12 protein-coding genes are annotated in these 14,618 nt (G+C 53.6%); 8 read left to right on the top strand and 4 right to left on the bottom strand.

Annotated elements, in window-relative coordinates:
• Positions 1-57 precede the first annotated feature (57 nt).
• From rocF to gluQRS, 6 genes are all read left to right on the top strand, one after another.
• Positions 58-981: an arginase gene (rocF, locus tag N9C89_RS07170; protein ID WP_263953146.1), complete on the top strand. Its 924-nt coding sequence runs from the start codon at positions 58-60 to the stop codon at positions 979-981.
• A gap of 57 nt (positions 982-1,038) precedes the next feature.
• A complete protein-coding gene (locus N9C89_RS07165; RefSeq protein ID WP_263953301.1) occupies positions 1,039-2,100 on the top strand; it encodes an ornithine cyclodeaminase in 1,062 nt (353 codons plus the stop codon).
• Positions 2,101-2,238: 138 nt separating this feature from the next.
• A complete protein-coding gene (gyrA, locus tag N9C89_RS07160) occupies positions 2,239-5,031 on the top strand; it encodes a DNA gyrase subunit A (protein ID WP_263953145.1) in 2,793 nt (930 codons plus the stop codon).
• 135 nt (positions 5,032-5,166) lie between these two features.
• Positions 5,167-6,540, top strand: coding sequence for a methylenetetrahydrofolate--tRNA-(uracil(54)-C(5))-methyltransferase (FADH(2)-oxidizing) TrmFO (trmFO, locus tag N9C89_RS07155; RefSeq protein WP_263953144.1), 1,374 nt, complete (start codon positions 5,167-5,169; stop codon positions 6,538-6,540).
• A complete protein-coding gene (locus N9C89_RS07150) occupies positions 6,537-6,725 on the top strand; it encodes a hypothetical protein (RefSeq protein WP_263953143.1) in 189 nt (62 codons plus the stop codon). Before trmFO ends, N9C89_RS07150 begins: the two co-directional genes overlap by 4 nt.
• On the top strand, positions 6,722-7,567 hold the full coding sequence (gene gluQRS, locus N9C89_RS07145; RefSeq protein ID WP_263953142.1) for a tRNA glutamyl-Q(34) synthetase GluQRS: 846 nt from the start codon (positions 6,722-6,724) through the stop codon (positions 7,565-7,567). Before N9C89_RS07150 ends, gluQRS begins: the two co-directional genes overlap by 4 nt.
• Before the next feature lie 8 nt (positions 7,568-7,575).
• On the opposite strand, the gene hisI is transcribed toward gluQRS, so the two are convergent.
• Positions 7,576-7,932, bottom strand: a complete 357-nt coding sequence (gene hisI, locus N9C89_RS07140; protein WP_263953141.1) for a phosphoribosyl-AMP cyclohydrolase — start codon at positions 7,930-7,932, stop codon at positions 7,576-7,578.
• 98 nt (positions 7,933-8,030) lie between these two features.
• Between hisI and N9C89_RS07135 the strand changes: the two genes are divergently transcribed.
• Positions 8,031-8,492 carry an iron-sulfur cluster assembly scaffold protein gene (locus tag N9C89_RS07135; RefSeq protein ID WP_263953140.1) on the top strand — a complete coding sequence of 154 codons (462 nt, stop codon included), beginning with the start codon at positions 8,031-8,033 and terminating at the stop codon, positions 8,490-8,492.
• A 54-nt stretch (positions 8,493-8,546) separates the two neighbouring features.
• Positions 8,547-9,953 carry a methyl-accepting chemotaxis protein gene (locus tag N9C89_RS07130; RefSeq protein WP_263953139.1) on the top strand — a complete coding sequence of 469 codons (1,407 nt, stop codon included), beginning with the start codon at positions 8,547-8,549 and terminating at the stop codon, positions 9,951-9,953.
• A 159-nt stretch (positions 9,954-10,112) separates the two neighbouring features.
• On the opposite strand, the gene N9C89_RS07125 is transcribed toward N9C89_RS07130, so the two are convergent.
• The 3 genes from N9C89_RS07125 to ligA all read right to left on the bottom strand — a co-directional run bounded on the left by N9C89_RS07125 (position 10,113) and on the right by ligA (position 14,546).
• Positions 10,113-10,235 carry a hypothetical protein gene (locus N9C89_RS07125; RefSeq protein ID WP_263953138.1) on the bottom strand — a complete coding sequence of 41 codons (123 nt, stop codon included), beginning with the start codon at positions 10,233-10,235 and terminating at the stop codon, positions 10,113-10,115.
• A 109-nt stretch (positions 10,236-10,344) separates the two neighbouring features.
• Positions 10,345-12,435: an ATP-dependent DNA helicase RecG gene (gene recG, locus N9C89_RS07120; RefSeq protein ID WP_263953137.1), complete on the bottom strand. Its 2,091-nt coding sequence runs from the start codon at positions 12,433-12,435 to the stop codon at positions 10,345-10,347.
• Positions 12,432-14,546, bottom strand: coding sequence for an NAD-dependent DNA ligase LigA (ligA, locus tag N9C89_RS07115; RefSeq protein ID WP_263953136.1), 2,115 nt, complete (start codon positions 14,544-14,546; stop codon positions 12,432-12,434). The genes recG and ligA overlap by 4 nt, the downstream gene beginning before the upstream one ends.
• Positions 14,547-14,618: the final 72 nt, after the last annotated feature.

Here is a 14,618-nt window from a genome sequence, read left to right as displayed (position 1 = left end):
ACGCGACTCGTTTTGGTGGTACTTTCGACAAAACACTAATTGTCTTGGGAATACTCAATGGAAAAGCAAACTTGCCATCTGATCGGTGCGCCTGTGGATTGCGGCAAGGCCCGACGTGGTTGCGTAATGGGGCCAGACGCGTTTCGTGTGGCTGGGCTTGATCTTGCGCTGAAGGACCTCGGCCACGAGGTTGAGGATTGGGGTAACCTTACCCCGCAAACTGGACCGGAAGTTTTAAGCAGCAACCCCGCCGTGCATGGGCTTACCGAAACGATTGGCTGGAGCGCGGCCATCCGCGAGGCTGGGCATGCCGCGGTTAAGAAAGGTACCCCAGTGTTCCTTGGCGGCGATCACGCCATTTCGCTCGGAAGCGTTGCAGGCATAGCGGATTATGCACAAGAAGTTGGCCGCCCGCTCTTTCTACTCTGGCTCGATGCGCACACCGATATTCACACGCTCAACACCACCACAACTGGGAACCTCCACGGAACACCTGTGGCTTATGCGATGGGGCTGGATGGATTCGAAGGGTTTGCGCCTATGCCGAAAGTTCCCGGCGCGCATATCTGCTATATCGGCCTGCGCTCGGTTGACCCTGAGGAGCGCAAAGCCGTGGCCGAGCATGGCCCGAAAGCCATCGATATGCGTTATATTGATGAGCACGGTATCGCAAAGCCGCTCGGGGATTTCCTGCGCAAAGTGGCGGCGATGAACGGGCTTCTACATGTCTCGCTTGATGTGGACTTCCTTGACCCTTCGATTGCCCCCGCCGTTGGCACAACTGTTCCTGGTGGAGCGACAATCCGCGAAGCGCATCTTGCCATGGAAATGATCTGCGACAGCGGCCTCATGACGTCACTCGATTTGGTCGAGTTGAACCCGTTTCTGGATGACCGTGGCCGCACTGCAGAAGTCATGGTGGACCTTACGGCCTCGCTCTTTGGTCGGCGCGTGTTCGACCGTGACACAGTTCGGATTTGAGGACAGAAGATGAATAAAGTAGCGCAAACAATTGAAAACATGGGTAAAGGATCAATCATGACAACAGACGCACCGGCGCCATCCGATCTGGCATTCGTCCCATTCGTGTCTGTTCAAAACATGATGCGATTGGTCCAATCCATCGGAGTCGAAAGCTTTATCGAAGGGATTGCCGCCTATCTCGAAGAGGATTTCCGCAATTGGGAAGCCTTCGACAAGACCCCTCGGGTGGCAAGCCACTCTGCCGAAGGTGTGATTGAGCTTATGCCAACCAGCAATGGCGAGGTTTACGGCTTCAAATACGTCAACGGTCACCCGAAAAACACCCGTGAAGGCCTTCAAACCGTGACCGCGTTTGGCCTTCTGGCGCAGGTGGATACAGGGTATCCGGTTTTGCTTTCTGAAATGACGATGCTGACAGCCTTGCGCACAGCGGCAACCTCCGCGCTTGTGGCCAAGAACCTGATGCCAAAGGGAAGCCATACAATGGCAGTTATCGGGAACGGCGCGCAGAGCGAGTTCCAGTGTCTTGCCATGAAGAAGCTCTGCGGAATTCGCCGCGTGAAACTCTATGATATTGACCCCGCAGCCACCGCCAAAGCCGCAAAAAACCTTGAGGGTCAGGGGCTTGAGGTCGTATCTTGCACCACAGCGCAAGATGCTATCGAGGGCGCACAAATCCTCACCACCTGCACGGCCGACAAGCAATGCGCCACGATCTTGAGCGACAATATGGTTGGCGCGGGTGTGCACATCAACGCGATTGGTGGCGACTGCCCCGGAAAGACCGAGTTGCATGTCGATATCCTGAAACGATCGGATATCTTTGTGGAATACCCGCCGCAAACCCGTATCGAAGGTGAAATTCAGGCCCTGCCCGATGATTACCCCGTCGAGGAAGTCTGGGAAGTGATCGCCGGCCGCAAGCAAGGCCGTACATCGGAAAGCCAGATCACGTTGTTTGATGGTGTGGGCTTTGCCATTGAGGATTTCTCGGCGCTGCGTTTTGTTCGCGACCGCATCAAAGGTACGCCATTCATGGAGCAGCTTGACATGCTCGCAGACCCGGATGATCCACGTGATCTCTTTGGTATGCTGCAACGTTCTTCTGGCGAGTGACCACGGCGTTTGGATTTGGCGTGAAAAACCGGACTAAAACCGGATAAAAAACCGCACAGCCATTGCACCCAAGATCATGGGGCGTGTATACTCGCGCTAACAAGATCTTGGGTACACTAAAACGAGCGGTATCATTACGTGAACGACACGCCAGAAACCCCCGAAAACGAAGAAGAAAACCTGCCCGAACGACCTCAGTACGACGGGCCGTCAATTTCAATCGCAGAGGAGATGAAAACCTCCTATCTCGATTACGCCATGAGCGTGATCGTGAGCCGCGCGATTCCGGACCTTCGAGACGGGTTGAAACCGGTGCATCGACGCATCCTTTATGCGATGTACGAGACCGGAAACACCCACGACAAAGCCTACCGTAAATCGGCCCGCCCTGTTGGCGATGTGATGGGTAAATACCACCCCCACGGCGATAGCGCGATTTATGATGCGCTCGTACGGATGGCGCAGGATTTCTCGATGTCGCTGCCGCTTCTGGACGGTCAGGGCAACTTTGGTTCGATGGATGGCGATAACCCTGCTGCCATGCGATATACCGAAGTTCGGATGGACAAGCCTGCTGGGTTTGTGCTGGCCGATATCGACAAGGATACTGTCGATTTCCAAGACAACTATGATGGCAAGGATAAGGAACCGAGCGTTCTTCCGAGCCGGTTCCCCAATATGCTCGTCAATGGCGCAGGCGGTATTGCTGTTGGTATGGCAACCAATATCCCGCCGCACAACCTTGGCGAGGTCATAGACGCAACTCTTGCGCTGATCGAAGATCCTGATCTAACCAGCGAGCAGTTGATCGAATACGTCCCCGGTCCTGACTTCCCAACGGGCGGTATTATGCTTGGCCGTTCCGGTGCGCGCAAAGCCTATCTTGAAGGGCGCGGTTCGGTCATCGTGCGGGCAAAAACCCGCGTTGAAGAGATTAGGAAAGACCGCTACGCCATTGTTATTGATGAGATTCCTTATCAGGTAAACAAGGCGGCGATGATTATGAAAATCGCCGAGCAGGTCCGCGAGAAGAAGATCGAGGGTGTCACCCACGTTCAGGATGAAAGCGACCGTAATGGTGTCCGCGTTGTTGTGGAACTCAAACGTGATGCAACGCCGGAAGTGGTTCTGAACCAGCTGTTCCGCTTCACACCGACACAGACCTATTTTGGCTGTAACATGCTTGCGCTAAACGGTGGACGCCCAGAAACACTCACGCTGCGCCGGTTCCTGACGTGCTTCCTCGATTTCCGCGAGGAAGTTGTTGCACGTCGTACCGCGTTTGAATTGCGCAAAGCACGCGAGCGCAGCCATGTGTTGTGTGGCCTTGCCGTTGCAGTTTCGAACGTGGACGAGATCGTGGCGACCATCCGTGGCTCTGCTGATCCTGCTGAAGCGCGTGAGAAGCTGATGACGCGTCGTTGGCCTGCGAAGGACATCCTTGAGTATATCGCGCTTATTGATGACCCAACCCACCGTGCCAATGATGACGGCACGTATAACCTGTCGGAAACACAGGCCCGCGCTATCCTTGAATTGCGCCTTCAGCGCCTGACAGCGATGGGTGTGAAAGAAGTCACCGACGAACTTCAAGAGTTGGCAGGTAAGATACGGGAATATTTGGATATTCTTGGAAGCCGTGAACGGATCATGGCGATCATTTCCGATGAGCTTCGTGAGGTCAAAGAGCAATTCGCCGTTCCGCGCCGCACAGAGATCGTGGATTGGTCCGGTGATATGGACGACGAGGACCTGATCGAACAGGAAGACATGGTCGTGACAATCACCTCCGGCGGCTATATCAAACGTACACCGCTCGCCGATTTCCGCGCGCAGCGCCGTGGCGGCAAGGGGTTGTCGGGCATGCAGACCAAGGAAGAGGATGTTGTCACCAACCTCTTTGTGGCCAACACGCATACGCAACTTCTGTTCTTTACGACAGATGGTATGGCCTACAAGCTCAAAACGTGGCGCCTACCCCAAGGTGGCCGCACCAGCAAAGGCAAGGCGATCGTCAATATCCTGCCAATCCCGACAGGCGTTTCCATCGCGGCGATAATGCCGGTGGATGCACCCGAAGAGGACTGGGGCAACCTTCAGATCATGTTTGCCACGTCCAAAGGTACCGTGCGGCGCAACGCGCTTTCGGATTTCACCAATGTAAAGAGCAACGGCAAGATCGCCATGAAGTTCGAGGATGATTTTGCCGAGGCGTCGCTCGTCAACGCACGGATTTGTTCCGAGGATGAGGATGTGATGCTCGTGACCAACTCTGGCCGCGCAATCCGCTTCCCGACGACAGAAGTTCGTGTCTTCCAAAGCCGCGCCTCCACAGGTGTACGCGGTGTGAAGCTGAAGGATGGCGAAAAGGTCGTCTCGATGTCTGTTATCCGCCACTTCGAGGCCGAGCCGTGGGAGCGCACTGCCTTTATCAAACGTTACCGTGCTGAATTGGGTGCCGAAGATGAAGCACTTGATGACGTCAACGACGGTGATGAAGAAGAAGGCGAAGGCATCCTCACTGATGAGCGGTATCTGGAGATGCGCGACGCGCAGGATCTCATCCTGACGATCACGCAATCTGGTCTGGGTAAGCTCTCTTCCTCGCATGATTATCCGGTCCGTGGCCGTGGTGGTCAGGGTGTGAAGGCGATTTCTGCGGGTTCACGCGGCGGCGCACTAGTTGCGAGCTTCCCCGTGGATATGGGCGATCAGATCATGCTCGCCACCTCCACAGGCCAATCCATCCGTTGCCCAATCGAAGGCATTTCCTTCCGGTCGCGTTCGGCTGGTGGCGTGAAGGTCTTTGATACTGGCAAAGGCGAAACTGTTGTTTCGGTTGCATGGATTGCTGAAAGCCAAGAAGACGATGTTATTGACGCCGAGGTGATTTCGGACGCCGCGCCAGAAGGCGACAGCGCCGAAGAATGATCCGCTAAACGCAGGAAAATAAATCAAAAGCCCCCGTTGACCACAAGTTGACGGGGGCTTTTTCGTGGGTGTTTTGACGTCTTTCGCCAATCCTTCCCCCTTTTCATTTTACCGCATCGGGGCTACATGCCACTCATGACAGAAAAACTTCATATCATCGGCGGCGGAATGGCCGGATCAGAGGCCGCATGGCAAGCCGCAGAGGCTGGCGTTGACGTGGTCATTCACGAAATGCGCCCCAAGGTCGAAACCTTCGCGCACCGTACAGGCAATCTTGCGGAAATGGTGTGCTCTAATTCCTTCCGTTCGGATGACGATGAGCAGAACGCGGTTGGCCTGTTGCATTGGGAAATGCGCAAGGCAAACGGGCTCATTATGGGAATGGCAGACAAGCACAAGCTCCCTGCGGGCGGCGCTCTGGCTGTTGATCGTGATCCGTTTGCGCAATCTGTAACCGATGCGCTCCACGCCCATCCGCGCGTGAGCGTTGAAGCTGGCGAAATCACTGAACTGCCGAGCGATGGTCATTGGATTATCGCCACTGGTCCGCTGACGTCGCAAGGATTGGGTAAAGCTATTCAAGCCGAAACCGGTGCAGATGCGCTAGCATTTTTCGACGCCATCGCCCCGATTGTCTATACCGAGAGCATCAACATGGATGTCGCTTGGTTCCAGAGCCGGTATGACAAAGGTGAAACCGAAGAAGAGCGCACGGCCTATCTCAACTGTCCGATGTCCAAGGAGCAGTATGACGCCTTCATCGACGCGCTTTTGGCTGCGGATAAAAAAGAGTTTCACGAGGGCGAAACAGCTGGCTATTTTGATGGCTGCTTGCCGATTGAAGTGATGGCCGAGCGTGGCCGCGATACATTGCGATTTGGCCCCATGAAACCCGTGGGCCTGACCAATGCTCATGATCCAGAGAACAAGCCCTATGCTGTGGTGCAACTGCGCCGTGACAATGCGCTTGGCACGCTGCTTAATATTGTCGGCTTCCAGACCAAGATGAAATACGGAGCGCAGACCGAAGTTCTTCGGATGATCCCCGGACTTGAAGAGGCGAGTTTTGCCCGCCTTGGCGGTATCCACCGCAATACGTTTATCAACTCGCCTACATTACTTGATGCCGAAATGCGTTTGAAATCAAAGCCGAATATTCGGTTCGCGGGACAAATCACCGGTGTCGAAGGATATGTAGAGAGCGCGGCCATGGGCCTGCTCGCGGGGCGTTTCGCAGCGGCGGAAATCCTTGGAAAACCAGTTCCTGATTTGCCGCAGGATACGGCCATGGGCGCACTTGTTCACCACATCACCGGCGGTGCAGATGCCAAGACCTTCCAGCCGATGAACGTTAACTTCGGACTGTTCCGCCCAGTTGATGGATTGAAATCTGGCCGTCGTGGGCGCAAGGACCGCTACAAAGCCTATACAGATCGCGCAAAAACCGCGTGGTGTGACTGGCTTGGGAATGAAGCGCCGGCTCCGAAGCAAGAAGCGGAAGACGCATGAATTACGTCCTCGCCATACTTCTCCCGCCTCTGTCGATCATGATCGCCGGACGTCCGATCCTTGGCATCGTGACCTTCCTAATCTGGATTCCGGCGCTTATCTTTTCTGGCGGCTTGACCCATCCGATGTTTATCATTCTGGCATGGCTCCTGATCCATCAAGGCGCAGTCTCGCGAGAGCGATGATAACCCGTTTCGCCCCCTCGCCAACTGGCCCACTGCACCTTGGCCATGCGTTCTCGGCACTTTGTGCATTTGACATGGTACAGGCGGCGGGCGGAACCTTTCTGCTTCGCATTGAAGACATTGACCAGTCCCGCGCCAAACCCGAATGGGAGCAGCAGATTTACGACGATCTGGCGTGGCTTGGTCTAAGCTGGCCCCTGCCCGTTTTGCGGCAATCGGACAATCTCGCCACGTATAAGGACGGTTTGAACCGTCTGGCCGATCTAGGGTTGCTCTACCCCTGTTCCTGTACTCGCCAAGACATTAAGCAGGCCGCCTCCGCTCCACAGGAAGGCGCTCCGATGTTTGGACCCGATGGACTGATCTATCCTGGAACCTGCCGCGGCCGTGAATTTTCAGAGCGCAAAGAGAACGACGCGCTGCGCCTTGATATGACGAAAACCGTTACGTTTCTTGAGCAAGGTGAACTCGTTTATTACGAAACAGGTGGCGGAACTCGGCAGGAAATCCGCCTAGACACAGCAAGGTTGCCGGAAACCGTTGGCGACATCGTTTTGGCACGGCGGGATATGGGAACGTCTTATCACCTTTCTGTGGTGCTTGATGACGCGGCACAAGAAATCACCCATGTCGTGCGTGGCGCCGACCTTGCCGAAGCCACGCAAATCCATGTTTTGTTGCAACATTTGCTCGGTTTGCCGACACCCGAGTATCACCACCACCGTTTAATTCGTGATGACGCTGGTAAACGCCTCGCCAAACGCGACGACGCCCGCGCCATTGCCAAATACCGAGCCGAAGGCGCTACACCCGCCGACATTCGCACCATGGTCGGGCTTTAAGATACGAGCTAGGCGATTGGTTTCATCAATTCGCGCTCGGTTCCGTCAATAACCGATGTATAGAAACAAGACCGACGCATGGTATGACAGGCCGCGCCCTCCTGCTCTATCACCAGCAACAAACAGTCACGGTCGCAGTCCACCCGCATATCCAGCAGCTTCTGTGTATGACCGGACGTTTCCCCTTTGATCCAAAAGGCCTGTCGTGACCGCGACCAATAGGTCACGCGCTTTGTTTCCAGCGTCTGTGCCACGGCCTCTGCGTTCATCCACGCCATCATCAAGACTTCGCCGGATGTGTCCTGTGCAATCGCCGGAATCAGCCCTTGATCGTTATAAGTCAGGCTCGCGGGATCAAATTTCATGGTTCATACCTTGTACTTGCTTCGCTGCACCGCTTATCTAAGACATAACACGCCGAATAAACACCACTGAAATGCCCTAGCCACCGCAAGGACCGGATATGACAACACCAAGCCCCGAAACCGATCTGGTCAAGCTCTATTCGGCCCGTATTCTTGCATTGGCCGCAGATATCGGGCTAACGGATCGGCTCGATGCCCCTGATGCCACCGCAAAGAAGCGCGCGCCCCTTTGCGGCTCCACGGTGACTGTCGATCTTAAGCTTAATAGCGATACGATTACGGCCTTTGGTCAAGACGTTAAAGCCTGTGCGCTTGGGCAAGCATCGGCCGCTGTGTTGGCGCAATCGGTGATCGGCAGCAAAGTTTCAGAAGTGCGCGAGGCCCGCGATGCGCTGAAGGATATGCTGAAGAATGAAGGCCCTGCCCCCACAGGCAGGTTCGAAGAGCTCAAGGTGCTTTTGCCCGCACGGGACTACAAAAACCGTCACGCCTCCATTCTGCTCGCCTTCGAAGCGACGCTCGAAGCTGCGGAGACAGCCAAAGCACAAGACACAGCTTAACACTTACGCAAGCAATTGGCGGTAACACTGGCCCAACTTGAGAGGGAGCCGCCAATGATACCTGCGCCAGATTTCACCGATTCCATGCCCGCAGACGCGCGGCTCAGCCAGATTGCCGAATGCGCTTCGGGCCTTGGGTTTGAAATCGTCGATATTGCGGGATTTCTTGACCAGATTGACGAAAAGTCGAAAGAACAACTCGCGGCACTTAACCAAGTTCGATCCGGCGCCGCGCGCGTTCAGGAAGCCAACACCGCCGTCAGCTCGGCTGTGGAAACCGTTTCCAACTCCACCTCCCAGATGATCGCCGATGTTGAAACTTCGATGAAAGATCTTCGCATCGCGAACGAACAAACCCAATCGGTTGCACACTGGGTACAGGACATTGATCGTCGCATGACCTCGGTTGAGAATACCCTGACTGCCGTGCAGGAAAACAACGACGAAATCGCCCAGATCGCCAGTCAGGTGAACATCCTCGCCATCAACGCCAAGATCGAAGCCGCCCGCGCGGGCGAATCCGGGCGTGGCTTCGCTGTTGTTGCGGAGGCCATAAACGAGTTGTCGCGCAAAACTGCGCGCGCTGCCGAAGAAATATCAGAGAACATCACGGCGCTCTCCGGTTCCGTCGGGGCGCTGAAGTCAGAAGCCGCTGAGGTTTCGGGCACAGCAAGTGATGTCATTGCCGAGGCCGCCAATACGGACTCGACGCTCTCTGGGATATTTGAATCCGTCAAAGCAACGCATCAACAGGCTGAAAAAATCGCTACCCACGCAAGCGCTGTGCGCGACGCAGGTGCGGCTTTCATTCCTGGATTTCAAAACATCGGCCAAACCATCGAAGAAACAGCCCATGGGATCCACGACACCCGTGGCCGAGTACATGGCCTGATCGACCGGTCCGAAACCATGGTTCAACTTTCGACTGAACTTGGTGGCGCAACCGACGACCGGGAGTTCATTGACTTTGTTAAGGCGACAGCAGCGAAAATAAACGCGCGTATTGAGAAAGGGCTGCACAATGGAGAGATAAGCCATTCAGAACTGTTCTCTCGCAATTACAGCGCAATCCCGAACACCGATCCGCAACAACTCCTCGCACCATTCACACATTTCATGGACAACATTCTTCCTGCAATTCAGGAAGAAGCACTCAGCTTCTCAGATAAAGTCGTCTTCTGTGCCTGCGTAGATCAGAACGGATATCTTCCGACCCACAATAAGAAGTTTTCACATCCTCAATCTGCTGACCCTGTCTGGAATATGGCGAACTGCCGAAATCGTAGAGTCTTTGACGACCGCGTCGGTTTGAAATCCGGAAGAAACACTGAACCATTCCTGCTCCAAGTCTATCGTAGAGAAATGGGCGGTGGTGAGTTTGTTCTTATGAAAGACCTATCCGCGCCGATCATCATCAATGGTGAACATTGGGGCGGGCTACGCCTTGCCTATCGCGGATAAAAAAATGCCGCCACCTCGGGACAGGTGGCGGCAGTAAAACCCGATGTGTTTTGTGATAAATCCGGAAGAGGTATTCTCAGATTTCAGCAACAGGCAGTGGCATATGGGGTATCACTTTGGGGACAAGATACTCAAAAGCCAAAACACTCGGGCGGGCAACTAGGCAAAAACGGGCAGGAACAATGATGCCATCAAAATTACAACCAGTGCTGTAAGTCCGATGAAATCCTGAACCAATGTTCCGGATGATCGTGAGATAACGCTGCGAACTTCCTTAATCATCTTTCTCTCCCATCTTTGTTTACACTTTGTTCTCATATTATTTACGCTTCGTAAAGAACTTTTTGAGAACATTTGTGAACAAAACGGCACTGCCAAAGAGAGATTTGCGCTAACCTATTGATAATAAACCAATTGCGCGATCTTGTTCCATTAACCAAAGAAGAACGCGTGCCGCCCGCCCGCGCGGGCTTTCAAGCGTAGGGTCTTTTGCAAGCAGGTTACGGGCATCTTTTTGCGCCGTTTCCATCAAACCGGCTTGCCGCTCCAAGTTCGCAATACGAAAACGCGGTAGACCTGATTGCGCTGTACCGATCATGTCCCCTGCTCCGCGGATCGCCAAATCTTCCTCGGCAATCTTGAACCCATCTTCGGTTTCACGCAAAATTTCCAATCGCCGCCGTCCCGTTTCCGAAAGCGGCGGTTGATACATTAACAAACAAGTTGATTTTTCAGCACCTCGTCCAACACGGCCACGCAACTGGTGCAATTGCGCTAATCCAAAGCTTTCCGCCCGCTCAATGACCATGATACTTGCCGAAGGAACATTCACTCCGACCTCAATCACTGTTGTCGCAACAAGAACTTTCTTTTGACCGGATACAAACTCCGCCATCGCAGCATCTTTTTGTGCGGGCGGCATTTGTCCATGCACCAAGGTGACAACATCCTCACCCAAATCGGCGCGCAACCGTTTAAACCTCTCTTCCGCCGCAGTCATATCAACCACTTCGCTTTCCTCAACGAGTGGGCAAACCCAATAGCACTGTTTCCCCTCCGCGACGGCGGCTTTCAACTTCGAGACTACCTCATCAAGCCGACCCGAAGACACCATTACCGTCGAAACTGGCTTCCGTCCCGCTGGTTTCTCATCAAGAATTGAAACGTCCAAATCTCCGTACTGAGACAAAGCAAGGCTGCGTGGAATCGGCGTCGCCGTCATGACAAGCACATCAGATTTCGCACCTTTGGCACCAAGTTTCGCGCGTTGCGCAACGCCAAAACGATGCTGTTCGTCGACAACCGCTAGGCGCAAATCTGAAAATTCCACATCATCCTGAAACACCGCGTGTGTTCCAACCAAGATGTCGATCTCGCCTGATTTCAAACGATCAAGCTTGTTTTTGCGATCAGTCGAGCGATCTCGTCCGGTCAATAATTCCGCTTGAACGTCGATACCTGTTAACAATTCTCCAAGTGCTTCGGCGTGTTGGCGAGCAAGAATTTCTGTCGGGGCCATCATGACGGCCTGCCCGCCCGCCTCAACAATCGTTAACATGGCGGCCAATGCCACAAGGGTTTTCCCTGCTCCAACATCGCCCTGCAATAATCGGTTCATCCGCAAAGGTGCGGCAAGATCTTCGTTGATTTCCTTTATCGCGCGTGTCTGAGCTTGTGTTGGCGGAAAACCGAAATTTCTTAGAACCTGCTCATACAATGCTCCGGTCCCACGCGAAGAAATTCCGGTTTTCTTTTTTGAAACCTGACGGGCGAGTGCGAGTGTTAACTGATGCGCAAATAATTCATCATAGGCTAGTCGAAGGCGATCCAATGTCTCTGAACTAAGGTCGTCTTGCGACTCTGGAGCATGAACCTTTTGAATCGCAGACAGCCAATTTGGCCACCCCCGTTCAGACAAAAGTCCTGGGTCTATCCATTCGTCGAGGTGCACAGCGGACTCGACTGCTCCGCCAACCGCTTTGCGAACAAGTTTTTGGGTTATCCCTGCCGTTAGCGGATAGACAGGTTCAAATTTCGGAATGTCTTCGATCTTATCTGTGGGAACCACCAAGTCAGGGTGAGAAATCTGTGGTGATCCGTCGAATATTTCCAGCTTTCCTGAAACCACCCGCTCCTTACCGACCGGAAGCAGTTTCTCCAGGTAATCTGGGTGCGCATGGAAAAACACCAACTGAAATTGGCAATGTTTGTCACGCACGAAAACGCGATACGGGCCGCCACGTCTTTGCGGCGCTTGATGTGAAAGCGTTTCAACGACAACGGTGACGGTGTGATTGGGCAACGCATCTTTGACTGTTTCCTGCAAAGATCGATCAATCCCTGAATGCGGCAACAGGAACAGGAGGTCTTTCGGCTTTTCGACCTGTAATTGCTTGAAGTTTGACGCAGATTTTGGTCCCACGCCGGGGAGCTTCTGCAAGTCTGCGAATAAGGGAAAAAGAACTTCCGGCCGCGAGCTCATGCGTCGCCTATCAAAGCTAGCCAGTCATCTTCGCTGATTGTCTCGATCCCGAGGTCTGCCGCTTTTTTTGCCTTTGAGCCCGCTCCAGGGCCAGCAACAAGAAGGTCGGTCTTCCCAGAAACACTGCCTGAAACCTTTGCTCCAAGCGACTCTGCTCTGGCCTTAGCCTCGGATCGGGTCATCTTTTCTAGCGATCCCGTAAAGACAATCGTCTTGCCTTGCACGGCGCTATTCCCCGTATCTGCAATTTCGACAGGTATCGGATCGAGAAGCGAAACAAGTCTTTCGATCTCAGCCCGTTCTTTTTCATTTTTGAATGTTTCAATAAGTGATTCCGCAAGAACATGCCCAATCCCGTCAACCGACAAGAGGTCTTCCCATTCTGCTCCGTCGCCGACATTTGCGTTGGTAACGGCGTCGAAAAAGGTGTCCCAATTCTTGTAGTGGCGCGCGATCAGGTTTGCGGAGTTCTCACCGATATGTCGAATGCCCAAACCAAAGATCAATTTGCCCAACGGAATTTCACGTTTCTCGTCAATCGCTGTGAATAGTTTGGTGGCAGATTTCTCTCCCCACCCTTCGCGATTTCGAAGCTGCTGAAGTCCTTCTGAGAAGCGTTCTTTCAACGTAAAAATGTCAGCCGGTGAAGAAATCCAACCGTCATTATAGAATTGCTCCACCTGCTTCGCGCCAAGCCCTTCGATATCGAACGCAGAACGCGAGACGAAATGTTTCAGTTTTTCAACGGCTTGGGCGGGGCAAATCAATCCCCCCGTGCAGCGCCTTACAGAATCGCCTTCTTCACGAACCGCCGGTGATTTGCAATCGGGGCATTCGGTTGGGAATTGATATGGGACAGCAGTTTCGGGGCGTTTTCCGAGATCAACATCGCTCACTTTTGGAATGACATCGCCGGCACGATAGACCTGAACCCAATCCCCTTCGCGCAGGTCTTTGCCGCCGCGGATCTCTTCACCGGAGTTCCCGCGTCCGACGATGTAGTCTTCGTTGTGAAGCGTCGCATTGCTGACGACGACTCCACCTACGGTTACGGGCGTTAATCGGGCAACAGGTGACAACGCTCCGGTTCTTCCAACTTGGATTTCAATCTTCTCGAGATGTGTCCAGGCGAGTTCAGCAGGGAATTTATGAGCGATGGCCCAACGCGGTGTGGTTGAACGAAACCCCAGTCGGTTTTGATACGCGAGATCATTAACCTTATAAACCACGCCATCGATATCATAATCCAGATCGGCGCGCGCCTGCTCGATCACACGGTAATGATCAATGAGGTCCTGAGAATTGCGAAGCACTTTGGTAAATGGATTAACATCAAATTTCAGACTCTTTAGTCGCTCGATTGCTTCCATCTGAGTAACCGCCAGCGGTTCGGATGTTTCACCCCATGCATAAGCGAAGAACATCAAAGGGCGGGACGCAGTGATCGAGGAATCCAATTGTCGTAAGGAACCAGCCGCAGCATTTCGCGGGTTGGCGAACAGTTTCTCGCCTAATTTATCTTGTTGTTTGTTGAGCGCTTCGAAATCCCGATGGCTCATGTAAACCTCGCCACGGACTTCGAGCACTTTAGGGGCGTCGTTTAAGTTTTTGGGAATATTCGATATTGTCTTGGCGTTTTCCGTGACGTTTTCCCCGATCTCGCCATCGCCGCGCGTGGCGGCATAAACCAACTCTCCGTTTTCGTAGCGAAGCGAAAGAGACAGGCCGTCAATTTTGGGCTCTGCGGTAAACTCTAGAGGCTGCTCATTAAGGCCAAGGAATTTGCGGATACGCTCTTCAAAGGCAAAAACATCTTCATCCGAGAACGCATTGGCAAGAGAAAGCATGCGCTGGCGGTGCTTGATTTTTCCGAATCCGTCTCTTGGTGCGGCGCCGACTTGTTCGGTAGGACTGCTTTCAAGTTTGAGGTCGGGAAAACGCTCTTCGATCTCAAGATTACGTTTCTTTAGCCTATCATAGTCCGCGTCACTCATCTGAGGAGCGTCTTCACCATGATAGTCGACATTAGCTTTCGCCAGTATCTTGGCGAGCCGTTGAAGCTCGATTTTCGCTTCTTCGCGCGACAGGTCGTGTGGAGCTTTTTCCGTCATCCGGTCCTCTCTGAAAGTAAGCTCAAATTAAGGGCCTACCCCAGAGAGTCCAGAGGAGAGAGCGAGAAAGCA

This window comes from Halocynthiibacter sp. SDUM655004 (assembly GCF_026015885.1).
Classification (GTDB): domain Bacteria; phylum Pseudomonadota; class Alphaproteobacteria; order Rhodobacterales; family Rhodobacteraceae; genus Falsihalocynthiibacter; species Falsihalocynthiibacter halioticoli.
The sequence above is the reverse complement of the archived record's forward strand: the minus strand, read 5'-3'. Positions and strand labels throughout refer to the sequence as shown.

What these genes read in the sequence shown, in the direction of transcription:
- N9C89_RS07150 (WP_263953143.1), top strand. Translation starts at nt 6,537, where the DNA reads ATGAATTACGTCCTCGCCATACTTCTCCCGCCTCTGTCGATCATGATC.
- N9C89_RS07165 (WP_263953301.1), top strand. Translation starts at nt 1,039, where the DNA reads ATGACAACAGACGCACCGGCGCCATCCGATCTGGCATTCGTCCCATTC.
- N9C89_RS07135 (WP_263953140.1), top strand. Translation starts at nt 8,031, where the DNA reads ATGACAACACCAAGCCCCGAAACCGATCTGGTCAAGCTCTATTCGGCC.
- N9C89_RS07130 (WP_263953139.1), top strand. Translation starts at nt 8,547, where the DNA reads ATGATACCTGCGCCAGATTTCACCGATTCCATGCCCGCAGACGCGCGG.
- rocF (WP_263953146.1), top strand. Translation starts at nt 58, where the DNA reads ATGGAAAAGCAAACTTGCCATCTGATCGGTGCGCCTGTGGATTGCGGC.
- gluQRS (WP_263953142.1), top strand. Translation starts at nt 6,722, where the DNA reads ATGATAACCCGTTTCGCCCCCTCGCCAACTGGCCCACTGCACCTTGGC.
- hisI (WP_263953141.1), bottom strand. Translation starts at nt 7,932, where the DNA reads ATGAAATTTGATCCCGCGAGCCTGACTTATAACGATCAAGGGCTGATT.
- trmFO (WP_263953144.1), top strand. Translation starts at nt 5,167, where the DNA reads ATGACAGAAAAACTTCATATCATCGGCGGCGGAATGGCCGGATCAGAG.
- ligA (WP_263953136.1), bottom strand. Translation starts at nt 14,546, where the DNA reads ATGACGGAAAAAGCTCCACACGACCTGTCGCGCGAAGAAGCGAAAATC.
- N9C89_RS07125 (WP_263953138.1), bottom strand. Translation starts at nt 10,235, where the DNA reads ATGATTAAGGAAGTTCGCAGCGTTATCTCACGATCATCCGGAACATTG.
- recG (WP_263953137.1), bottom strand. Translation starts at nt 12,435, where the DNA reads ATGAGCTCGCGGCCGGAAGTTCTTTTTCCCTTATTCGCAGACTTGCAG.